21 protein-coding genes are annotated in these 22,176 nt (G+C 67.4%); 12 read left to right on the top strand and 9 right to left on the bottom strand.

Annotated elements, in window-relative coordinates:
- Window positions 1-35 precede the first annotated feature (35 nt).
- The 5 genes from ACFWAY_RS33910 to ACFWAY_RS33890 are packed head-to-tail and all read left to right on the top strand — an operon-like array spanning window position 36 to window position 5,975.
- On the top strand, window positions 36-1,082 hold the full coding sequence (locus ACFWAY_RS33910; protein ID WP_378513619.1) for a TauD/TfdA family dioxygenase: 1,047 nt from the start codon (window positions 36-38) through the stop codon (window positions 1,080-1,082).
- A complete protein-coding gene (locus tag ACFWAY_RS33905) occupies window positions 1,079-2,065 on the top strand; it encodes an ornithine cyclodeaminase family protein (protein WP_378513618.1) in 987 nt (328 codons plus the stop codon). The genes ACFWAY_RS33910 and ACFWAY_RS33905 overlap by 4 nt, the downstream gene beginning before the upstream one ends.
- Entirely contained in the window at window positions 2,062-3,450 is a 1,389-nt protein-coding gene (locus ACFWAY_RS33900) for an alanine racemase (RefSeq protein WP_378513617.1), read from the top strand. Before ACFWAY_RS33905 ends, ACFWAY_RS33900 begins: the two co-directional genes overlap by 4 nt.
- A gap of 24 nt (window positions 3,451-3,474) precedes the next feature.
- On the top strand, window positions 3,475-4,563 hold the full coding sequence (locus ACFWAY_RS33895; protein ID WP_378513616.1) for a PLP-dependent cysteine synthase family protein: 1,089 nt from the start codon (window positions 3,475-3,477) through the stop codon (window positions 4,561-4,563).
- The gene (locus ACFWAY_RS33890) at window positions 4,560-5,975 is read left to right on the top strand and encodes an MATE family efflux transporter (protein WP_378513615.1); all 1,416 of its coding nucleotides are present in this window, start codon (window positions 4,560-4,562) and stop codon (window positions 5,973-5,975) included. Before ACFWAY_RS33895 ends, ACFWAY_RS33890 begins: the two co-directional genes overlap by 4 nt.
- A gap of 132 nt (window positions 5,976-6,107) precedes the next feature.
- Here ACFWAY_RS33890 and ACFWAY_RS33885 read toward each other — a convergent pair whose 3' ends face one another.
- The 5 genes from ACFWAY_RS33885 to ACFWAY_RS33865 form a co-directional block, all read right to left on the bottom strand.
- On the bottom strand, window positions 6,108-7,388 hold the full coding sequence (locus tag ACFWAY_RS33885) for an MFS transporter (RefSeq protein WP_378513614.1): 1,281 nt from the start codon (window positions 7,386-7,388) through the stop codon (window positions 6,108-6,110).
- Between the two features lie 23 nt (window positions 7,389-7,411).
- A complete protein-coding gene (locus ACFWAY_RS33880) occupies window positions 7,412-7,882 on the bottom strand; it encodes a MarR family winged helix-turn-helix transcriptional regulator (RefSeq protein WP_378513613.1) in 471 nt (156 codons plus the stop codon).
- Window positions 7,883-7,918: 36 nt separating this feature from the next.
- Window positions 7,919-8,683: an ABC transporter permease gene (locus ACFWAY_RS33875; RefSeq protein ID WP_378513612.1), complete on the bottom strand. Its 765-nt coding sequence runs from the start codon at window positions 8,681-8,683 to the stop codon at window positions 7,919-7,921.
- 470 nt (window positions 8,684-9,153) lie between these two features.
- Window positions 9,154-9,366 carry a molybdopterin-binding protein gene (locus ACFWAY_RS33870; protein ID WP_378513611.1) on the bottom strand — a complete coding sequence of 71 codons (213 nt, stop codon included), beginning with the start codon at window positions 9,364-9,366 and terminating at the stop codon, window positions 9,154-9,156.
- A 207-nt stretch (window positions 9,367-9,573) separates the two neighbouring features.
- Window positions 9,574-10,488 (bottom strand): undecaprenyl-diphosphate phosphatase, encoded by a 915-nt coding sequence (locus ACFWAY_RS33865; protein WP_378513610.1) that lies wholly within the window; start codon window positions 10,486-10,488, stop codon window positions 9,574-9,576.
- 369 nt (window positions 10,489-10,857) lie between these two features.
- Between ACFWAY_RS33865 and ACFWAY_RS33860 the strand changes: the two genes are divergently transcribed.
- Together ACFWAY_RS33860 and ACFWAY_RS33855 are read left to right on the top strand one after the other, a co-directional pair.
- Window positions 10,858-11,538 (top strand): MspA family porin, encoded by a 681-nt coding sequence (locus ACFWAY_RS33860; protein ID WP_378513609.1) that lies wholly within the window; start codon window positions 10,858-10,860, stop codon window positions 11,536-11,538.
- A gap of 869 nt (window positions 11,539-12,407) precedes the next feature.
- Window positions 12,408-13,118: a response regulator transcription factor gene (locus ACFWAY_RS33855; RefSeq protein ID WP_378513608.1), complete on the top strand. Its 711-nt coding sequence runs from the start codon at window positions 12,408-12,410 to the stop codon at window positions 13,116-13,118.
- Here the strand turns inward: ACFWAY_RS33855 and ACFWAY_RS33850 are convergent.
- Window positions 13,066-14,475 (bottom strand): ATP-binding protein, encoded by a 1,410-nt coding sequence (locus ACFWAY_RS33850; protein WP_378513607.1) that lies wholly within the window; start codon window positions 14,473-14,475, stop codon window positions 13,066-13,068. The genes ACFWAY_RS33855 and ACFWAY_RS33850 overlap by 53 nt on opposite strands.
- 194 nt (window positions 14,476-14,669) lie before the next feature.
- On the opposite strand from ACFWAY_RS33850, the gene ACFWAY_RS33845 reads away from it, so the two are divergent.
- The gene (locus tag ACFWAY_RS33845; RefSeq protein ID WP_378513657.1) at window positions 14,670-15,503 is read left to right on the top strand and encodes an SGNH/GDSL hydrolase family protein; all 834 of its coding nucleotides are present in this window, start codon (window positions 14,670-14,672) and stop codon (window positions 15,501-15,503) included.
- Between the two features lie 377 nt (window positions 15,504-15,880).
- On the opposite strand, the gene ACFWAY_RS33840 is transcribed toward ACFWAY_RS33845, so the two are convergent.
- Together ACFWAY_RS33840 and ACFWAY_RS33835 are read right to left on the bottom strand one after the other, a co-directional pair.
- A complete protein-coding gene (locus tag ACFWAY_RS33840) occupies window positions 15,881-16,585 on the bottom strand; it encodes a DedA family protein (RefSeq protein WP_378513606.1) in 705 nt (234 codons plus the stop codon).
- Complete coding sequence (locus ACFWAY_RS33835; RefSeq protein WP_378513605.1) at window positions 16,582-17,496, bottom strand: phosphatase PAP2 family protein; 915 nt, start codon at window positions 17,494-17,496, stop codon at window positions 16,582-16,584. The genes ACFWAY_RS33840 and ACFWAY_RS33835 overlap by 4 nt, the downstream gene beginning before the upstream one ends.
- 345 nt (window positions 17,497-17,841) lie before the next feature.
- Between ACFWAY_RS33835 and ACFWAY_RS33830 the strand changes: the two genes are divergently transcribed.
- From ACFWAY_RS33830 to ACFWAY_RS33820, 3 genes are all read left to right on the top strand, one after another.
- A complete protein-coding gene (locus ACFWAY_RS33830; protein ID WP_378513604.1) occupies window positions 17,842-18,219 on the top strand; it encodes a CD225/dispanin family protein in 378 nt (125 codons plus the stop codon).
- A gap of 168 nt (window positions 18,220-18,387) precedes the next feature.
- Window positions 18,388-19,191 carry a hypothetical protein gene (locus ACFWAY_RS33825; protein WP_378513603.1) on the top strand — a complete coding sequence of 268 codons (804 nt, stop codon included), beginning with the start codon at window positions 18,388-18,390 and terminating at the stop codon, window positions 19,189-19,191.
- A 157-nt stretch (window positions 19,192-19,348) separates the two neighbouring features.
- Complete coding sequence (locus ACFWAY_RS33820; RefSeq protein ID WP_378513602.1) at window positions 19,349-20,329, top strand: VWA domain-containing protein; 981 nt, start codon at window positions 19,349-19,351, stop codon at window positions 20,327-20,329.
- Between the two features lie 286 nt (window positions 20,330-20,615).
- Here the strand turns inward: ACFWAY_RS33820 and ACFWAY_RS33815 are convergent, their stop codons facing one another.
- Complete coding sequence (locus tag ACFWAY_RS33815) at window positions 20,616-20,984, bottom strand: hypothetical protein (protein ID WP_378513601.1); 369 nt, start codon at window positions 20,982-20,984, stop codon at window positions 20,616-20,618.
- A 363-nt stretch (window positions 20,985-21,347) separates the two neighbouring features.
- Between ACFWAY_RS33815 and ACFWAY_RS33810 the strand changes: the two genes are divergently transcribed.
- Entirely contained in the window at window positions 21,348-22,073 is a 726-nt protein-coding gene (locus tag ACFWAY_RS33810) for a hypothetical protein (protein ID WP_378513600.1), read from the top strand.
- Window positions 22,074-22,176 lie beyond the last annotated feature (103 nt).

The raw sequence follows: 22,176 nt of genomic DNA, 5'->3' as shown, positions 1-22,176 counted from the left end.
CACCCTTCGTTGCGTAACCGAAAGCTGGGTACTGCATGTCCACAGCACAATCGCTCGTTACACAGAAGCTGTCCGCCACCAGCGCCGCGACCACCGCAGATATCCTCGCTGCGGCCACCGACGCCTATGGGACCGTCGACAATCCCGACCTCATCCGTGACGCTGCCGACATCGCCAAAACATTTCCTGCAGAGCTCCTTTCCGCCTGCGAGATGGAACGCGGCGGCATCGGATTCCGGGTGATCGCAGGATTCCACCTCGATGACCAGGCGATCGGGCCGACACCGGCGCGGTGGAGGGACGCCGATCCGCACCGGGGCGCCGACTGGGACATCCTGATGCTGCTCCTGGCTCACGTCTTCGGAAAGCCCTTCGGCTGGTCCGGCCAGCAGGACGGCCGGCTGGTCAACAACATCGTCCCCTCGCGCGGACACGAGCGCGAGCAGACCGGCGCGAGCAGCACGGTCCTGCTCGAACCGCACACCGAGGACGCCTTCCACCCGGGCCGCTGCCACTACCTCCTGCTCGGCGGTATGCGCAATCACGACGACATCGGCACCACGCTGTCGTCGGTCCGCGAGGTGGACCTCGAACCGGCGGAGTTCGTCGAATTGGCCAGCGCCACACTGCCGATCCTTCCGGATACCTCGTATGAGGCGAATCCGTCCGCCGGCGCGCTCCCCGCCGGCACGGAGTCCGCGGCGCCGGTCGTGCCGACGCTCTGGGTGGGCGAGGATGGGCTGTGTCTGCGCTACGACCCGGCCTACACCCCGCTGGAGGAGGCTCCGGAACGGTATCGCCGCGCCTACGACAGCCTCTCCAAGGAACTGGCCCGCAACGCGCGCACCGTGTCGCTGCGAGCCGGTGAAGTCCTGGTCATCGACAACGACGTAATCGTCCACGGACGCGTGCCGTTCACCCCCCGCTACGACGGAACCGACCGCTGGCTCAAGCGCATCAACGTCCGCGTACCCGGCAAAGACCGTCCCGCCGCCGAAGAATACGAGGACGGCTACGGCGAGGACGTCGTCGACCCACTCTCCGCGCACCCCGTCTACTCGGAGCGAACCACCTCAAAATGACCTACCCTGCAAGCACTCTCATTCTCACCGCCAGCGACCTCGACAAGGTGCAGGTCACCTCAGGCGACGTCCTCTCCGCTGTGGAGACGGCCTACGACGCCTTGTCATCCGGTCACTCGATCAATCCGGGAAAGCTGACCGTCGCTCCCGGCGACCGGCGCTCGGTGGCCTATTCGATGCTCGCCCGGGACGGGCACAGCGAGACGGTGGCGTTCAAGACCTCGTTCAAGTTCGATCCGCACCGTGACCGGACCCGCAAGCGGTACTACACCACCCTCTCGCTCTACGACGACACCACCGGAGCACCGATCGCACTGATGGACTGCGGGCGGATCGGCGCGCTGCGCACCCCCGCGGTGTCGGGGCTGCTCATCCGCGGCTGCGCGGTACCCGACGCATCGACGGTCCTGGTCGTCGGCTCCGGCACCCAGGGACGTTTCGCACTGCCGCTCGCTCTGGCCGCGCACCCGCAGTTCACCGACCTCGAACTCTTCGCCACCCACCCGGACGGTATCGCCGCCGTCCAGGACGAACTGGCCCGTCAGTGCCCCGGACGCACCGTGCGGATCAGCACCGACCTCGAGGAATCCGTCCGGCGCGCCGACGTCATCCTCGCCGTCGCCGGCGAAGCCACCCCGGCGGACATCCCCTCCGAGTGGATCAGGCCGGGCGCGGTCACCATCCTCGTCGGCTACGGACTGTCCGCGTCCACCCTGTCCGACGCGGACTACGTCGTGGCCACCAGCGCCGAGCAGATGCGCACCACCGGCACCGACATGGCCGGCCCCGACGGTGTGCTGCGCGGCGTCGACGCGGAACTGCCCGACATCCTTGCGGGCAGGGCGCGTGCGCGGCGCACCCCGCACGACCGCGTGTTCGCCTACAACAGCGGCCTCGTCGTCACCGACATCGCGCTGGGCCTGCTGTTCGTCGACAAGGCACGCGAACAAGGACTGGGTAGCACATTGGATCTGTGGTCATGACCGTGGTGAACCGGATGCAGTCGGTGCCGCTGCCCCCGTTGACCACCCCGTGGACCGACGCCGTCACCGGCGACGCCCGGCTGCTGCGCTCGGTGTCGGACGCGTTCGGTGGGCCCGTCCATCTCCTCGACCCCACGCGATTCACCGCCAATACCCTTGAATTCGCAGGAGTGTTCGACGACGCCGGTGTCACCGGCACCGTCTACTTCGGGAAGAAGGCCAACAAGGCATCCGCCTTCGTCGACGCGATCGCCGACCTCGCCGCCGACGACCGCCGCACCGGGCGGCACCGCCGGTTCGGCATCGATGTGGCCAGCGCCGGAGAGTTCCGTCAGGCCCTGGCGGCGGGCGTGCGCGGATCGGATCTGCTGATTACCGGACCCCACAAGCCCACCGAACTCCTCACCCTCGCAGTGCGTCACGACGCGATCGTCACCGTCGATTCACCCACCGAACTGAAGGCCCTCGCCGACCTCTCCCGAGGGCTGCGGGTCCGCATCATGTTGCGGGCGCTCCCGAGCGGCACGACCAGCCGTTTCGGAATGACCGACGACGAACTCACATTCGCGGAGAAGCTCGCGTCCGAACGGCCGATCGACATCACCCTGCTCGGCTACAGCTTCCACCTGTCCGGGTACAGCATCCGGGACCGCCGTGACCACGCGCACCGGATGATCGATCGCATCCAGACGGTCCGCCGAACCGGCCGCCTCGCCCCCGACACGATCAGCCTCGGCGGCGGACTACCGATCAGCTATGTGCACCAAGAGAATTGGCAACAGTTCCTCGATCCCCGGACACCGCACCACTTCCACGCCGGAAAGACATTCGACAGCTACTACCCCTACTACTCGGCCACCACCGGCGCCGCCGCACTCCGGGCCATCCTCACCGACACCGATTCCGGGGCCACCCCGCTCGCCCACGTCTGCCAGGACAACGACATCTCGCTCTTCGTCGAACCCGGCCGCGCGTTGCTCGACCGGGCCGGCGTCACCGTCTTTCCCATCCTCGGGGTGAAAGACCGCAGCCCCGGCCTCATCATCGTCGACGGCACCAGCCTGTCCCTGTCCGAGCAGTGGTTCGACACCGAGTTCGTCCCCGACCCCCAACTGGTCGCCGAACACACACCCGTGAACGAGCTCCCGTTCTTCGCCTCGGTGGGCGCCTCGACCTGCCTGGAATCGGACATGCTCACCTGGCGGGTGATTGAATTCCCGTACCGCCCCACCACCGGCTCCTACCTGGTCTATCACAACACCGCCGGATACCAGATGGACTCGAACGAGTCCGCATTCCACGACATGCCGATTCCCCCGAAGGTCGTGGTGACCCTCGACGACGGACACCCCCGATGGACCCTCGACCGCCGCGAAAACTACTGACAAGCTCAAGGTTTGGAGAACACCATGACGACGAACAGAGATGAACCAGAGACATCCGCCCGCGGCAGGGTCGTGACCCGGGTGTCCGACCTGATCGGCTCGACACCGCTGCTGCAGCTCTGCGCCTTGGGCAACGGCACCCGATACCTGCTCAAACTCGAGCAGTTCAACCCCACCGGCTCGATGAAGATCCGGATGGCACGGCAGATGGTCATCGACGCCGAGACCTCGGGTCAGTTGCGCCCGGGCGGACACATCATCGAATCCACCTCGGGAAACACCGGACTGGGCTTGGCCGTGGTCGCCGCCGAACGCGGCTACCGCTTCACCGCCGTCGTCGACAACCACGCGGCCGCCGAAAAGCTGCGCTCCATGCGGGCCATGGGCACGAATCTGCACTTCGTCACCGAGGACGGTGTCACCGAACTCGCGACGTCGGCCCGCGAAGACCTGGCCGAGCAGATGGCGGCGGAGGACCCCGAGGGCTGGTTCCCCGAACAGCACAACAACCCCAGCAACGCCGCCGGGTACCGGGCCCTCGCTCAGGAACTGATCGACGACGCCGCCTCCCCCATCGATGCGCTGATCTGCGCCGTCGGCACCGGGGGCTCGCTGTTCGGCACCGCCCGCGAACTGCGGCGTCTCGGACAGGCCACCGCGGTGATCGGCGTCGAACCGGTGGGATCGATCGCCTTCGGCGGACCGGGTGGCCCCTACCACCAGTCCGGGACGGGCACCCCTCCCGGCGCCACAATCGGCACCGCGGTCGACTACGACCTTCTCGATCAGGGCGTGAAGGTATCGGATGTCGACGCGTTCGCCACCGCCCGCGCCCTCGCGCGCCGCGGTGGGCTCATGGTCGGCGGCTCGTCCGGTGGGGCGATCTTCGCCGCCCTCGACATCCTCCCGTCCCTTCCCGCGGGCAGCGCGGTCGTCACGATCATCTGCGACGGCGGCGAAAAGTACCTTGATACAGTCTTCGACGACGAATGGATGACGCGGCACGATCTCCTCGACCCGGCCGCGGAACTGCACGTCGACGCCAAGCTCGACGCGGCCGGAGTACCGCGGTCCCGCCCGGTTGCCGAGCAGATTGTGGCCGAGTACGCATGACACACGGAAGCACAGGAACCATCGCCCCCACCCAGAGCTACCGGCGCACCAGCCGCGAACTCGCCTATCTGTCCGCTCCGATCGCGCTGACCCAACTCGCGCAGGTCGCGCTGACCACCACCGACACCGTCATGATGGGTCTGATCAGCATCGAGGCGCTCGCCGCCGGCGGCCTGGCGATCACCTTGTTCAACCAGCTCCGGACCATGGGCGTCGGTCTCGTGACAGCCGTCGGCAACCTCGTCTCCGGTGCGGTCGGACGCGGAGAACGCACCGGATCACAGACGACGACCTCCGAGACGGAGGACGAGATCCGCGACATCGTCCGGTCCAGCTTCCTGATCGCAACCGTAGCGGGACTGCTCGGCGGCATCCTTCTCGTCGCCCTCGGCTACGGGCTGCGCTTCGTCGGGCAGGACGCCGGGGTGCTCGACATGGCCATGCCGATGCTCGCCGCCCTCGCGCCGGGTCTGATTCCCTGCCTGTGGTTCCAGGTCATCCGGCAATACACCGTCGGGATGCGCCGCCCCAAAGCGCTACTGCTGATCACCATCGCGTCGGTCCTGATCAACATCGGACTCAACTGGGTGTTCATCTACGGCACCTTCGGGATCCCGGCGCTCGGACTGCCCGGCATCGGCATCGCCACGTCCCTGGTCTACCTGGTGACGTTCCTGATCTTCGCGGGGATGGTGCGACGCGACGAGACGCTCGCACCGATGTTCAGCCTCGCCATGCACCGCTCGAACCCCGGCACCGTCCGCAAGATTCTGCGGCTCGGTGTCCCGATCGCCGGCACCTACGGCAGCGAGGCCGGCCTGTTCTCGGTCACGGCGGTGATCATCGGCAGTTTCGGGGCGCCCGCGCTGGCCGCACACACCGTGGTCAACCAGCTCACCTACATCGTCTTCCAAGTCTCGGTGGGCATTTCGCACGGCTCGTCCATCCTCGTGAGCCGGTTCATCGGACTCGGTGAGGCGATCAAGTCGCGGATGACGGCGAAGGTCGCGTTCTCGCACGGCGCGATCGTCGTCGCCTGCGTCGGAGCGGTCTACCTCCTAGCCCCGGAAGCACTGCTGAGGCTGTTCATGGACACCTCCGACGAGGCGGCCACCTCGATCGCCGTCACCCTGCTCGCCATCGCGGTGTTCCAGCAGTTCGCCGACTCGGCCCAGAACATCGGTATCGGCCTGCTCCGCGGCGCCGAAGATACCACCTCGAGTTTCGCGATCACCCTGATCGGTTACTGGGTGGTGGGTCTGCCCGTCGGACTGCTGTGCGCGTACGGGCTCGGGCTCGAGGCCCCGGGGATGTGGATCGGGCTGTCCTGCGGGCTGCTCACCGCCGCGGTCCTGCTGGTCCGCACCTTTCGGAAACGGGTCGACGCCATCGAGGCCCAACTGACGGCCTGAACACGGGCACACCGGGACGTCGATGCGATCCGGCAGCCAGCTGAGGTGGCGGTCGACTTCTGAACGACTGGAAGGTCCTGCACGTGTGGGGCGTGGCGTCTCGGACGCGCTACGCGATGCCGTGCCGTCGGATCAGCTCGCGGCGCGGCGGGTCATGCTGGTTCGGCCAGTCCACCACCACAGTCCCGCGGCCGCGGCCGCCACCGCCACAGCGAGAACCCACCAGGGTGTGGCGAGGCCGGTGGCGCCGTCGTCGACGAGGTCGTAGATCCGCCCGACGCCCAGCGACGCGAGGAGGGTCAGGAGCCCGCCGAGCGTGTTGAGCATCCCGAAGTGGGCCCCCAGGTTGCGTTCACCCGCCAGGATCGCGATCGTGTCCCGCATCGGCGGCACCATCAGCATCTGTCCCAGGTGCAGCAGACCCACCCAGACGACCAACCCCACGAGTTGCGCCACCGCGGAATCCGGCGCACACAGCACGGTGAGGACGGGCGCGAGAAACGACGCGGCCACCACCCCCATCCCGGCGACGGTGGACGTCCGGTGGCCCAGCCGGTTCGCGACCGCCACCGTCGGCGACTGCCCGAAGATCACGAGAATCGCCGCACCCGTGAAGAACCAGCCCAGTGCCGCCTGCGATCCCACTCCTCGTTCGAGCTGTTCGGGCAGCATCAGATACAGCTGGTTGTAGGCCGCCAACTGGGCCCCGCACAGCGCCGCGAAGACGAGAAACCCACGATTGGTCAGGACCGTCCGCCACACCTGCCGCAGGCTGCCGGGTGCGCCGGCAGACGGCTGGTGCGACGTGGACACGTCGGCGGGGAGCCAGATCGCGAATGCCACCCACAGTCCGGTGAACAGCACGGCCGCCGCGACCGCGGTCCACAGGAACGGCACCACCAGGAGCACGGCACCGAGAGCCGGACCGACGACCGTTCCGAGCCGGCTGCACATCTGCTCGAGCGCGAACAGTTCGGTTCGACGGAGAACCCCGTCCTCCTCCAACTGCCGGCCGAACGCCGCGTCGGCGGCCTCGACGGCGGGAGCGAACAGGGCGGCCGCCAACCCGACCAGGAGTACCCCGGCGATCATCGCCGCGAACGTCGACGCCACCCCCAGCACGAGGAATCCGACTACCCGCAACGCGATCCCCAGCAACACCAATGGCCGCACACCGAATCGGTCGGCGAGGCTTCCCCCGAGGAAGAACAGGCCCTGCTGACTGAACGTGCGAAGACCCAGAACGAGCCCGACCGCCCAACTCGCCAAGCCCAGATCCTCGGACATGTGGACGGCGAGAAACGGCACCACGAGGTAGAAGCCCACATTGAACAGGACCATCGAGACGAGAATCAGGCGAACAGGTGCCGGGAGGGCGCGTGCCAGTCGCAGCGAGCGCGCGAAAGAGCTCATGGGGCGGGCACGCAGCACAGAAATCACCGGCCTGCGAGCGGGGAATGCGTGCGCAAAGACACGTCGAGTCGCTCCAGAACCGGCAACGCATCCGACCATGCCCGCGAATCGTCCGGATGCAGCCGCCCCAGCTCACCGGCGAGCACATCGATGCGGCGCTCCGCCCGGCGATCACGCCGCGCCGCCCGGGCCCCGGAGAGGGCGAGAGTGCTCACCCTGCCGTCGGCGGGATCCGGTCGACGATCGAGCAGGCCTTTGCCTGCCGGCGTGCGCACGAGGGTGCTGACCGTGATGGGACGCAATGACAGTCGGCGTGCCACCTCACCGATTCGTGTGCCCGGATGGTTCCCCACATCGTGGAGAACCCCGGACTGGGCCGCGGGCAGGGTCTCGTCCGCACCGAAGGTGTCCATGTACTCACCCAGAGCCCGGCATAGTTCGAACGCGGCATCGATGAGAGCGTGAGAGAGGCGGTCGGGCTGGTGCACTGTCATACTCTATCCATCCGCTCGGATCGCTGAATCTCGCAGTCATCTGTGAGTTTCGTGTAATCGTGGCCGGTGAACGGACTCGCGGGCCACCAGTTCGATGGTGACGGCCACCGCGCAGGTTTGGGCCAGGAGTAGTCCGACGAGGACGAGGATCTGCACTGCTCCGGCTTGGACAGCGGAACCGCTGGCCAGCAACACGCCGACAAACGCCCCGGGAAGCGTGACCAGCCCGACGGTGCGGGTCTGGTCCAATCCGGGTAGCAGCGCATCCGTCGCGGCCGACCGGACGACCTCCATGCGGGCATCACGCACGCTCAGTCCCAGGCTCAGCGCTGCCTCGACCTCACCCCATCGGTTCTCGATCGCGTCGAGTCCCTTGCGGGCGGAGAGTGAGGTTGCCGTCATCGCTCCCCCGAGCACGATCCCGCCGACGGGAACCAGGGCCACGCCCTCGAGTGGAACCACCCCACTCACCAGCATCAACGGGAGCACTGTGCCGACCCCGGCAAGCAGGGCCAACGCCAGCCACGCCGCCGACCAGCCGGCCTCTGCCCGCCGCCCCGCAGTCCACACTGCCGCCGCGAACATCACCACGAGAACCAGGATCGATGACCACAGATGAGCCAGTGCGGCGGCAAGAATCAGGGACACAGCAGCGAGTTGCAGTGCGCCGCGAATGGCCGCCCGTGGCGCGATGAGCGGACTACCTAGCGCGGCAAGGCGGTAGATCACCGCCGCGCACAGAACCATGACCGTGCACAACACCGCCAGTCCGACACCCGGATTGGCCAACGAGGTACTCACCGGCTCAGTGTTCCTCACCTCTCGCCCGGACCGAAAACCGCTCCGAGCGAGGGGTGAGGTGTCGCTTCCGAGATGCCGCGACCAGGTCGTGCCGCTGATCGCGAAGTAGCTGCCTCTGCGCAAGGCGCGTTTCCACGCCGGCCAGTTGTGTTCTCGCGCGGCCGTGACCCATCGGAGGTCACTGGTCTCGACCCCGGCCAGTCCTGCCTCGTGCCAGATTCGCCGAGGATCGACCATGGACGAGATTGCCGACAGTGGGGTGCCGCTGCGTTTCGTGACCGGTGAGGATCCACCCGAATTCTCGTATGGTGGAATCAGTTTCAAGACTCGCTACATCGCTGCCAGCCGGTGGCGGTCCGTTCGGTGCGCGCTCTCCACTGCGGCGATCCGACCGCTGGGACCGACGATGTGCGACCACTTCTTGACCGCCGCGACCGGTTCCGGGAGTAGCCAGATTAGATTTCTGCTTGCTACTCGACGCCGAGCATCACCTCGGTGGACTTGACCAACACGGTGGCGGGCTTGCCGGCCTCGAGGCCGAGTTCCTCGACGGCTTCCTTGGCGATGGAGGCGGTGACGATCTGCTCGCCGCCATCGAGGCGCACCTTCACCGTGGCCATCACCGCCCCGACCGTGACGTCGGTGACCGTGCCGGCGAGCTGATTGCGGGTCGACAAACGCATGAGTGGGGTCCCCTCTTTTCGGGTTGATGGTGTTCGCCACGAACGGTACACCACGTCTGGGAACCTGAAATCTGTTGCACACTAGCTGAATTCGAAGATTCGGAGTGATTAGCGGTGGGTGTGTGCATCTGCGGTCCGGCAGGGACGTTGCCGCCGCGACACTGTCGACCGGGCGGGGTGGTTGTCACGAGGCCCGGCGTGGTTTCGTCAGGCGAATCGGATGATCGACAGGACCCCGACGACCAGGCAGTAGACGGCGAACGGGGTCAACGTCCTGGTCGCAAAGTAACGGGTGAGGAACTTCACGGACAGGTACGCCGCGATACCGGCAACGAGGGCCCCGACGAGGATTTGCCCGTGCATGCCGTCGCCCTGTGGGCCGGCGAGGGTGGGCAGTTTGAGGACGCCGGCCGCGAGGATGACCGGGGTGGCCAGCAGGAAGGCGAACTTGGCGGCGTCCTCGTGGCTCAGGCCGCGGAGCAGGCCGCCGACCATCGTCACGCCCGAGCGGCTGATCCCGGCGAGGAGGGCCAGACTCTGGATCACCCCGATGCCCGCCGCCTCCCGATAGGTCAGGGCGGCCAGGGCCCGCTCCCGCGGTTCGTCCGACACCGCATGTGCGTGTGCCCCGACCGCGGCGGGTTCGACCGCCGCGGCGGCCCGCCGTCGCAGGACCTCGCCGGCCGCGAGGACGACCCCGTTGACCGTCAGAAAGACTGCCGCAGCCAGCGGTTTGGCGAACAGGGTGCGAAGCGGGTGTTCTAGGAGCAGGCCCGCGGCCCCGACCGGGATGGTGGCCACGATGATCAGCCACGCCAGCCGCTCGGTGGACGTCTCGATGCTGCGGGTGCGCACGGTCGTGAGGAACGCGCCGATGATCGCCACCCAGTCCCGGGCATAGAAGATCAGCAGCGCGACGGCCGTCGCGACGTGCAGGGCGACGACGAAGGCGAGGAACGGGGTGCCGGAGTCGGAGTCGCCCTCGGTGACCAGGGCCTCCCACGAGCCGCCGAGCCACGCGGGCAGCAGGACCGAGTGGCCCAGGCTCGAGATGGGGAACAGCTCGGTCACACCCTGGAGGGCGCCGAGAACGATCGACTGCGGGTAGGTCGGTGCAGACACCCGGACAGCATGGCCGCCACGGCGGCCATCGGCAAATTCAGCGGCACCTGTTCCGATGTTGCGGCACAAGGATTTTCACTGAACCCACGGAGATGGCTTGCCGACGGTACGCGATGATCGTTGAGAATTCACTGAGAGAGTGAAACCGACCAAATAGTTTGCGCGACAATTGGTTTCGATGTCCGTTTACGGATTGTTATGTTCGTGGCGGTCAGGCACTCGACGCCGTCCGTTCATCGCGTGTTACCCGCGGGCCGTAACGCTGTCGCGGGATCGGAATACCGGTCCTGGCCCACGCCAGCCTCCCCGACGGTTCCGCTCGGATGCGCCCACTGCGCACGCAGCGACCGTCCTCACGAGAGACACGACATGAACCAGGACAGCACGAAATCCCGGCTGCGCCGGATCCTTTCCCCCGCCCGCACCGCCACCCTCCTCGGCCTGGCCGCGCTCGCCCTCGGGCTCGGCACCGGCACCGCCGACGCCGCGGTGATCCCGATCGCCGACAGCACCGCCACCAAGACCACCGTGCTCGGCACGAACCTCGAGATCGTGCAGTCCGGCCAGTGGCTCAACAACGTCATCCCGCTCAACGGCACCCCGTTCGACAAGGACGTCTTCTTCGGCGGCAACACCGCCGTCACCTCCAGCGGCGGTGCCCCGATTACCGCCGGCACCCTCGACGTCGGTGTCGAGGTCGGCTACCTGCTCGATGTCTCCAACGGACTCTCGCTCGGTGGCAAGGTCGGCATCACACCCCAGGAGGGCCTCGGCCTCCCGGTCGGCGGCCTGCCCACCCTGACGATGTCGGTGCAGACCCCGCTCGAGGGCAACTGGGTGGTCCCGATCCGCCCGGGGCAGATCGTGGCCGTCTCCCTCGACAAGAAAACGATGACCACCGGCAACGGGAACGTCAACCTCGACAACATCCACTTCCAGATCAACGGCGCCGCCGGCCCGGTGTCCATCCGCACCTACTCGCAGTGGACCGCCTCCACCAAGGAAACCGACGACTCCTTCGCCGCCTACGGACCCCCGATCACCCTCTAAAAGGCCTCGGCCGACGATCCCGCACCCGAGGCGGCTCGGCCCGGTCCCACCCCACCCCACCGAATATCAAGGGAGAATGCTCATGTTGTTCGACGTCCTGCACTTCGTCGTCAAGACCCCCACCACCAGCCTGCTCGACGCCATCATCCAATCCATCCAATGGATCGCCGGATCCTCCACCCAGACCGTCTGACACCCCACCCGACCCGCGCGGACCCCGCCCGCACCACGGCGATACAGCATCACATCCTGCACACCGCCAACCGAATACGACCACCACACCAAGCCGGGCGCCGATCTGCTCTCACCACGCGCCCTGTGTCAGGACGGCAGTCACCACAAATCGTCCTGCGATGCCGATCAGTTTCGGTGGCGGCGCCACCGTGACCGGGCTCGGTCTGCTCCGTGGTGTCGGGGTCCGTGGTGTCGGGGTCCGGTCCGTGGTGTCGGGGTCATCGTCGCCGCGATCTCTCAAGGACTGCCGCTGATGGCCGCCCTCGCGCAGATGTCCGTAGCCCGCCGGCTCACCACGTCCTCGTCCCATGGTCCGCATCCCGCGGTCGGTCGGGCGAGGCCAACGGTTGGGGCGAGGACAGCCACGGTGGGCGGCGTTCAGTTCGCTCACGACGGTCTCACCGCGCATTCAGATCACCAGGGTCGCCGGCACCGAGCAGGCGGTGATGCGACCCATCCGCTCAACCCGCCGCGGTCGTCACCGGGCAATGAGTGGGCTCGATCGGGTAGACCTCGGCATCGGCGGGTCCCTCCGGCCTCAGCGCTTTCTCAGCGCCACCCGCAATACTGGCGTCCATGTCCATTGTCAGCGGTGTGCCCGTCCACGTGCTGCGCGTCCAGGAGGAGGCAGGCCGATGAGGGTGCTGGTCGTCGAGGACGAAACGCGGTTGGCGAATGTGGTTCGACGTGGCCTCGAACTCGAGGGGTTCGTGGTGGTCACCGCCGCTACCGGTGAGGACGGTCTGTGGCGCGCCACCGAGGAAGCCTTCGATGTGATCGTTCTCGACATCATGCTGCCGGGAATCAACGGATATGAGATTGTCCGTGCCCTCCGCGCCAAGCAGATCTGGACTCCGATTTTGATGCTGACCGCCAAGGACGGTGAGTATGACCAGGCCGACGCGTTCGATCTCGGTGCCGATGACTACCTGGTCAAACCGTTCTCTTTCGTGGTGCTCGTCGCCCGCTTGCGTGCGCTGGTGCGCCGCGGCGCTCCAGCGCGCCCGGTGTTGCTCACCGCGGGTGATCTGAGCCTTGACCCGGCGCGGCGACGCGTCATGCGTGGTAACGAAGAGTTGGCCCTGACTCCCCGCGAATTCGGGGTCCTCGAGTTCCTGTTGCGTCACCCGGACACTGCCCTGACGAAGGGCGAGATTCTGCGCAACGTGTGGGACGCGCACTACGTCGGTGACGAGAACATCGTCGAGGTGTACGTCGGTTATCTCCGTCGGAAGATCGACGCCCCCTTCGGCGCGCACACCATCGACACGGTCCGCGGCGTCGGATATCGGCTCACGACGGCTCCGCCGAACTCACCGAACTCGCCGGACTCGCCGGAAGGGTGACCACGACCTGCACCCCGCCCTGCGCACTCTCACCGATCCGCACCGAACCGCGGTGGGCGGACACGATTTCCGCGACGATGGCCAAGCCGAGGCCGGAGCCGCCGCGGTCGCGTTCACGGGCGTTGTCGAGTCGCACGAACCGTTCGAAGACCCGGGCCCGGTCGGGCTGCGGGATGCCCGGCCCGTCGTCGGACACCGTGATCTGCGCGGTGTCCCCGCGCCGTGACACCTCCGCGTGCACAGCATGTGCGGCGAACCGGACGGCGTTGTCGATGAGGTTGCGCACCACACGCTCGAGTTGGGTGAGGTCGCCGCGGATCCGCACGGGGGCCAGTGATGCGGTGACCGTTTTACCGGTCTCGCCGCGGGCGCGGTGGACCTCGGTGTCCACCACGTCGTCGAGGTCCACGTCGCCGAGCCGCAGCGGCAAGCCGCGCTCGTCGGCGCGGGCAAGGAGCAGCAGATCGTCGACCAGCAGGTGCATCCGGGTGACCTCGGGCAGCAAGGTTTCCCGTACCAGTTCGCGGTCGAGTAATTCTGGTCGGGCGTCGGCCAGTTCCAAGGCCATGGTGACGGTGGCCAGTGGGCTGCGCAGCTCGTGTGATGCGTCGCCGACGAATCGGCGTTGCGCGGTGTGGCCGGCCTCGAGTCGGGCGAGCATGTCGTTCATGGTCCGCGCCAGCGCCGCGATTTCGTCTCGGGGTGCGGGCACCGGAATCCGTTCACCGAGGTCGGTACTCGAGATCGTGGCGACCTGGGTGCGGATTTGTTCGACCGACCGCAGGGAGCGCCGTACCAGTTTGTAGGTCACCACTGCGGCGACGAGGGCGATGATCGGACCGCCGAGGGCGAGCAGCCCACCCACCGTGGCGAGGGTGGCTTCCACCGGTTCCTCGCTCGCTCCGACCAGGACGGTGTACTCACCTCCGACGCCGCGGGCGCCCTGCACGGTGATCCGCAGATCCGCACCGGGTTCGGCCCGCCCGGTCAGTCCCGGCACCGGCGGACCACCGGCAGGTGGCCGCACATCGGTCGCCGGAGTGCCGGGGTCGGTGTCCGATGTCCGCACCACCTGTCCGGCCCGGTCGACGACCTGAACGAGCGTGATGCGTTGAGTGGTGTCGAGGAGCTGACTGTCGAGGTCGGCGGGTGGGTCCGACCGCAGGCTGGTGGTGATGTCCTGGGCTCGGGCGGTTGCGGCGTCGTCGAGGGCGGAGAGCAGGGACCGGTCCAGTACGAACAGCAACGCCGCCGCCCCGAGCCCCAGGGCGATGGTCACGACCGCACCGGCGACCAGTGCGGATCGGATCGCCAGCCCCCACAGCGACGGTCTGAGCCACTCGGGTACGGATCTCATGCGGCCATCATCCGCCATCCGGTCCTTCCGGGAGGCCGACGACAACCGCCGCAGCGGCGGACACCAGACGGGTCGGCGCTCCTCTCAGCGTCATCACAGCGGCGCGGGCAGACACTGACGGTGTGGGAACACCGCCACGTCAGGATTGGACACGGTTGTGCGAGCGGACCATGCGGACGGCTCTGGTGGGGGGCATGGCCGCGCTCGCGATCCTGTGGTCCGACCCGGCGATGGCCGACCCGGTGCCGGATGCGACGATCCGCTACGTCGCCATGGGCGATTCCCGCGCCGCGGGCCCATACCTGGCGCCGATCTCGCTGCACGACGGTTGCTTCCGGTCGATCGAGGGATATCCGGGGGTTGTGGCCCGGGCGCTGCCCGCCGATTCCTTCACCAACGTGTCCTGTTCGGGCGCGACAACCGAGAATCTCACCACCGCACCCCAATCCACCGCCACCGGTGCGGTACCACCGCAGATCGATGCCCTGCGACCTGACACCACGCTCGTCACAGTCAGTATCGGCGGCAACGACATCGCGTGGCAGTCCCTGGTGGCACCGTGTTACACCACCGTCCCGGGCACCGATGCGCGCTGTCGCACCGACCCGGAGACCATCCGTGGAATGACTTCCGCACTCGCCGCGCTGGAGCCGAAGGTGTCCGCGGCGCTGGCCGCCATCGAGCAACGTGCGCCGACGGCCCGGGTGCTGCTCGTCGGTCACGGCGGTATCTTCGGTGCCCACGGTTGCTGGCCGAACACTCCCACCAGCGACGCCGACGCAGCCTGGATCTCGGGCTTCTTCGTGAGGATGAATCAGGTTCTCGCCGCCGCGGCCACGACCACCGGCGCCCGGTTCGTGGACGTTGCGACTGCCGCCATCGGACACGATGCCTGCGCCGGACCCGATCAGCGATGGTTCGAAGGCCTGCTCCCACAGTCTTTCGCCCAGTCGCTGCACCCCACCACCGCCGGAATGCGGGCGATCGCCGCCCGCGTCCTGACCATCTCGGGTGCATCCCCCGAGTAGGCAGGCCATTGAGCAGTGGCTCGTGTTGTCACCGTCCATCTCGTGTTGTCACCTCCTGCTCCCGGCGCTCCCCGGTCCGGCTGGTGCACCGAGATCGACCGCCGATCGAGGCGGGTTCTCGGAGGTGGATTCTCATTCCGGCCGGGGTTCTCTGACTTTTCCCCGTTGACGGTGAAGTGGAACACATCGCGAAACCCTCACACTCGGATGGGCGCTGAGGCGGTCAGGAACGTTGGTGCACGGGTTCCCGCTCGGCTGCGGTCTGCTGGTGACGCAGGTGGGTGTAAACGATAAGGGCCAGCACTTGTTTCCGCGCAGGCCGAGGACGAGGTCGGCGGGAACGAGGTGGTCGGGAATGTCGTTGTGACCGTCGAGGTTCATCGGGTGAATGGTGCGCCGGGACGGGCGCATTGGCCCGGATCACCGGTGGGCGTCGGGATGCTGTCCGGTTGGAGGACCGCACCCTGTCCTCGACGCCGGGCGCGCAGTCCGTTGATCACCAGCGGCAGAATCGACACCAGCACGACGGCGATCAGAATCACCTCGATGTGACCGCGAACGAATGCGATTCCGCCGAGCAGGTAGCCGAGCACCGGCACCCCGACTCCCCAGGCAACGCCGCCGATGACGTTGTAGACGGCGAAGGTGCGGTACGGCATCCCGGACGCGCCGGCCATCACCGGCGCGATCGTGCGGGCAACGGGAACGAAGCGGGCCAACAGGATCGTGCGCGGCCCGTAGCGGCCGAAGAACCGCCGCGACTGCTCGAGTTGTTTCGGACCGATCCGGCTGGCGCCGGGCCGATGAAACACCGCGTCCCCGGCCCGCCGGCCGATCAGAAACCCGAGTTGGTCACCGACGATCGCCGCGGCCGGGATGGTGAGCAGCAGCACCCACAACGGCGCGAACGGATCCGGCTGCGCGGCGAAGACACCGGCCGTGAACAGCAACGAGTCGCCCGGCAGGAAGAAGCCGACGAGCAGACCGGTTTCGATGACCACGGCACCGAGGACACCGAGTAACCCCAGGGTGCCCAGCAGCGTCGAAGCGTCCAGTAAGCCCAGTCCCAGTGCCACATTCATGCCGCGTATCCCATCGTCGTCGGGTCGCTGCGACCCGAGTGCGTGTAGTTCTCGTCCGGACTTGCGGCCCCCCGGGCGCGGGTCCGGTCCATCCAGGTCGTGTAGAGCGCCCCGCCGATCACCGCGGCGAGGCCACCGAGGAGCATCCCGCCGACCACGTCGGTCAGCCAGTGTTCACCGAGGTACAGGCGCGTCACCGACACCACCACGGTCACCACCGCGGCCAAGATCAGCAACAGGGCACGACGGGTCGGCGGCAGGGCGTACCCGAACATGACGGCGGCCATCGTGAACAGCGCCATGGCCCCGGTGGCATGCCCGGACGGAAACGAATGGTCCGTCTCGAGCAACACCTGGGACACGATCGGCGGGCGAGCACGCCCGACAACAGATTTCGTCACGGTGGAGGCCAGCGCCGCCGCACCGACGGTCCCGATGAGAATCAGCGCGGGGATCGGTGAGCGGGCCCGCCGGGAGTGCACCGCGCCGATCGCGACGGCGAGGATGATGGTTCCCGCCGGCCCGCCGGCGTCGGTCACCGCGATGGCCGGCCCGGTCACCCAATCCGACCGGTGCGCGGTGAACCAGCCCAGGACCGCCGGATCCGCACCGGTCAACCAGCCCCCAGCCCTGACCTGATAGGCCAGCGCGACGAATGCCCCCGCCAATCCGGTGCACTGCATGGCGATCGCCGCCGCGGCCGGACCCCGGCGATCACCCTGTAGGCTCCGCCAGGCCGACGCACCCAGGAACATCGCCGCACCCCCGACCAGCACGGCCAAGGCCAGGGTCGCGGCTCCGCCCTGATGGATGTCGGCAACCACCTCGTGGGCCCGGCCGACCAGGTTGGCATGAACCGATGCATCGTGGGCCGACGCCGATGACACAGCGGGCTGTACTACTTCACTCACACCCGCAGTATCAGAGTCGGTAGCTGTGGAGCCGCTGAGAGCGGGACGGCGATCACACCCGGCCAGCCCGGGAGGGTGAATTTTCGGCACGAGCAAGCGCACGGCCCCAGGCGTTCGTCGGTCGCAACCCGACACCGATGGTGTTGCGGCCGCAGAGAAACCTTCCGTCCCTGCTGGGACGGGCCGGGCAGGAAGTGTGACTGCGGGTCCGTCACCGCCGCGGTCTGCCGCCCGAGGATGCCGGTACCTCGTTCGCAGCTCTCAGCCAATCCTCAGCGTGGCAGACGTACCGTCGGAATGGGTTTTCCTTATGACGGATGCCCTTATGACGGATACGGAGTCACCATGGTTAATCCAGCATCCGAACCTGCACCGGACGATCGGCCCACCCGAAGCGGGCCCGCCGCCGACACAACTGCGATCCCATCGGCCCGGGCGAGACCCATCAGCAATGCCGGCTGGGCCGTGGCGTCATTGCTGTTCTTTTGGCCGCTGGCGTTCTCGGCCTTCCACCATGCGTTCGAGGTCTACCCCCGATGGGCCGAGGGCGATATCGACGGCGCCGAGTACGCCTCCCGCCGGGTGCGCAAGCTCGGGCAACTGTCGCTGTGGATCTTCGGCGGCTTGCTGCTGCTGGCGATCGTCCTCTACGCGATCGCCGCGATTGTTCTGATCACGCACGGCGGCGAGGGAGGCGACTGGCACGACCACATGCGCGACTGACCCCGAGAGAAAATACTCTGCGGTGAGCGATGGACTTTCGTGCATCCGTCGAGCCGAGGGAGCGAGGGTGCCCACGCTCCCCCGACGACACCAGAGCCCAACACAGAAAGACCGCCGGCGCTACCCCCTCTCAGCGTTTCCACAGCACCCGCGCACCAGACTGGAAGGGTGTCCGGCACTGTGCCCCTCGTTCAGGAGATGGTCACCGAGGTCGTGACCGAGACCGCGACGATGGAGATCGCACTGACGGTCCTCGGGATCGCCCTGGCGGTGTTCGTCGCCGGTATGGTCGTCGCCGGGTCCGGGCAGGCGAGCGGGCTGCGCACCGCGGCGCCGGCCCTGGCACTGGGCATTGTCTGCGTTCACATCCGCGACGGTGGTTGGCTGACCGGTGCCGACCGTTCCATCACCGCCGTGCTGGCGGCACACCACAGTGCAGGACTCGATCACCTTGCGACCGTGGGCATCGCGCTCGGCGCCCCGGCGGTCGCGATCGCCGCGGCCGCGGCGGCCGGGATCGTGCTGATCCGGCACGGTTGGTCGGTGCCGGTGGCCTCGATCATGCTGGGTGCAGTGATGGGCGCCGTGTTCGCGGGGGCGGCCCTCGGCACCGTGCTCGGGCCGGGCCGGGCAGTTGTCGGGGTGTGGCAGCCGGTCGACACCGGGAACGCGTTGGCGTCGAATCTCGCCGGGACCGCCACGCTGCTGGGCATGGCGGCGGTGATCGCCGGTATCGGCCGCAGCCGCACCCTCCGGGCGGTGCTTGCCGCCGCCGTGGTGATCGCCGTCGTCGCTCTCGCCGGAGCACGCCTATATGTCGGAATACCCCTGACCGAGGTGGTGGCGGGAGTGCTGGTCGCGGCGATCTGTCTGACCGTGGGGCACGCCGTGCTGGCGGCGTTCGCCTCTCGGCTGCCACCCGGCCCTCTCGGAGCGGCTTCCCAACCTGGGTTCGTGCCGGCGCCCGGATGATTCACCGGAAGGGGTCCGCGCTCACCACACTCGTCGAGTTGCGGCAACTTACTGTGGGCAGGTGATGATGGTGCTATGCCGATCGTCGGTCGGCTCGCGAGATTTTCGAGCCGATGATGGCCTCCGGATCCGCGGTGTCAGATGCCGGAGGTGAGACATGAGGTTCTCCGGTCTCGCGGCACCGGGGTGGCTGGTGTTCGCCGCCGTGGTTGGCGCGCTGTCGATCGGTTACGTGTGGGTACTGCGTCTGCGGCGCAAATACACTCTGCGGTTCACCAATCTGGAACTACTCGAGACCGTCGCTCCCACCCGGCCCAGTTGGTCACGGCATATCCCACCAGCATTGCTTCTGGTGGGGCTGCTGCTATTGACCGTCGCCCTGGCCGGACCGTTGGCGCAGACCAGAGTTCCACGCAACCGTGCCACGGTGATCCTCGCGATCGACGTGTCACTGTCGATGCGCGCAACCGACGTGCCACCCTCGCGGCTGGCCGCAGCCCAGGCCGGCGCCAAAACGTTCGCGGACAACCTCACCCCCGGCATCAACCTCGGACTGGAGGCGTTCGCGGGGACGGCGTCGATGCTGGTCTCACCGGTCACCGATCACACCGCGACCGACAACGCCCTCGACCATCTGCAACTCGCCGAACGGACCGCGACCGGGGAAGCGATCTTCTCCGCCCTCCAGGCGATCGACACCCTCGCCGGTGTACTCGGCGGAGGCAGCACCCCGCCGCCCGCCCGGATCGTCCTCGAATCCGACGGCAAGCAAACCGTGCCCGCCGACCTGAACGATCCGCGCGGCGCGTTCACCGCGGCCCGTCTTGCGAAGGAGCACAACGTCCCCATCTCCACCATTTCCTTCGGCACCACTCATGGTGCGATCGACCTCAACGGCAGCCACATCCCCGTCCCCGTCGACGACGAGTCTCTGCGGCGGATCGCGGAGTTGTCCGGTGGCTCGTTCTTCACCGCGACCAACGCGGACGAACTGCAAGCCAGCTACCAGAATCTGCAACAGCAGATCGGCTACGAAACCCACCTCGGCGACGCCAGCCGACCCTGGCTGATCCTCGGATCCATCCTGATCGCGGCGGCGGCCGGCACCGCACTCGTTCTCCACCAACGCCTTCCCTGAATACGCGAACGCTGCGAGGCCCACACGCGCGCCACCATGGTCCGCGACCGACGCCGTGTCGATACGTACTCCGCTCGGCGCAGCAGCGAAGAACGATCCGTCCGGAGTCGGTGTGAGGTCGTCACCATGACAACCATGGGTGGTGCGTGGATCCGTTCGAAATTTTGCGTCGATGACCATCTGGATCCCCCGCAGCCTGGCCGCTTTCGCCACCGACCCGAGGTGACACCCCACTCGCCGCGAAGAAAACTGTGAACCCCCACTTCCGATGCCTCGCTATCTCAGATCAATGCGGATCGGGCGCAGGGCGAACTGCGACGCCTTCGACCCAAGTCTCTTTCTGGCCACCGCAGCGCATGACAACCGTGTAGTAACTTCCTGCAGGAATGCTGGTGAGCGTCACGGTGTGAGTCTTATTCGGCGCCAGACTGACCTCTTGCGAAGCGATCGACCTTTTCGATTGATCCAGCACGCCGACGTCACAGTCTCGCGCGGTGTTGTCGCCCTTGGCGGTCACAGTCACCTTGCCCGGTCCGCCGACTGCGGCCATCGTCGCGTCGGCCGATGCCGCTCCCGCTGCCAGCGCGGCAAGCGGGACGGCCACCACGATTGTTGCGAGGAGGGAGCGTGAGCCCCTCTTGACGGTCGTGTTCATGTTCATGATGGTCAGTCCCCATATTTCGGGGCGGCCATGAAACCGTCAGAGAGGGCACCTCTCGACCGATGTCGTCCTGGCGTATTCGTGACCGTCGCGTGGATGTCCGGGATCCCCGGTGGCGGTTCGAGGGCCAGATCGAGGCTCGGTCCACCTTCATCGTAGGCCGGGCCGTCACAGCCGAATCCGAATTCTCAGGAACGCCACAGGTCGACGGGACGCCCGTCCTCTTTAACCCGCGAGCGGTCTGGAATGTCCTCACACTATCGGCGGAGAAGCGGTCCGGACGGTGGGGTCTACGACCCCGAGTAGAACGGTTGGTAGCGAGATCTCAGGAATTTCAGAAATTCTGCGGGGCGCACGTTGACCGATCTGTCGTTACTGTCGGGGCCGATCCCACTCGTGGTCGCCGCCACGGGTGCAGCGGGCGGTGTGTGGTTGATGACCGGGCGGGCCGGGTGGTTTCGGCGCCGGGCGATACCGCTGTGCGCCGCCGGGGCCGGCGTACTCACCGGGTGCCTCTGGTTCTGGATGGAGCGAGTGTGGCGTCCCCTCCCCGACCCGATACCCCTCACCGTCTACCTGTGGACGGCCCTCGCCCTGTGGGCGGTGACAATGTTGGTCCCCCGCATCCTCATCGCCCCCCGCCGTATGTGGGCGGCGGCGGTGTCGGTGGTGGCCGCCGCCGCGGTGGTCGCGGCCTGCGCAGTACAGATCAACCTGTACTTCGCGGCCTACCCCACGGTCGGCGCAGCCATGGGGTTCGAGCATGTGACCCGCATCGACTTCCCGGAAGTTCCCCCTCCCACACCGACACCGATCTCGGGCCGACCCCTCGAATCCATGTGGACGCCACCGGCGGACATGCCGCGGGCGGGCAAGATCACCTCGGTGAACATCCCCGGGGACCGTTCCGGGTTCCACGCTCGCCGCGCCGAAATTTATCTTCCTCCCGCCTATTTCACCGATCCGCGACCGCAGTTCCCGGTTCTCGTGTTGCTGGCCGGGCAACCCGGCCAACCGAAAGACTGGCTCACTGAACCATCCCGGGTCTCATGCACACACTGTCATTTGTGTGCGACCGGTTGATCGGCACAGTGTTCAGCGTAGTACTTGGCTTCGTACTCGGCCGGTGGGATCCGCCCGAGACGATGCATGAGCCGGCCGGTGTTGTACCAGTGCACCCACGCCG

This window comes from Rhodococcus sp. NPDC059968 (genome assembly GCF_042738615.1).
Taxonomy (GTDB): Bacteria; Actinomycetota; Actinomycetes; order Mycobacteriales; family Mycobacteriaceae; genus Rhodococcus_F.
The sequence above is the reverse complement of the archived record's forward strand: the minus strand, read 5'-3'. Positions and strand labels throughout refer to the sequence as shown.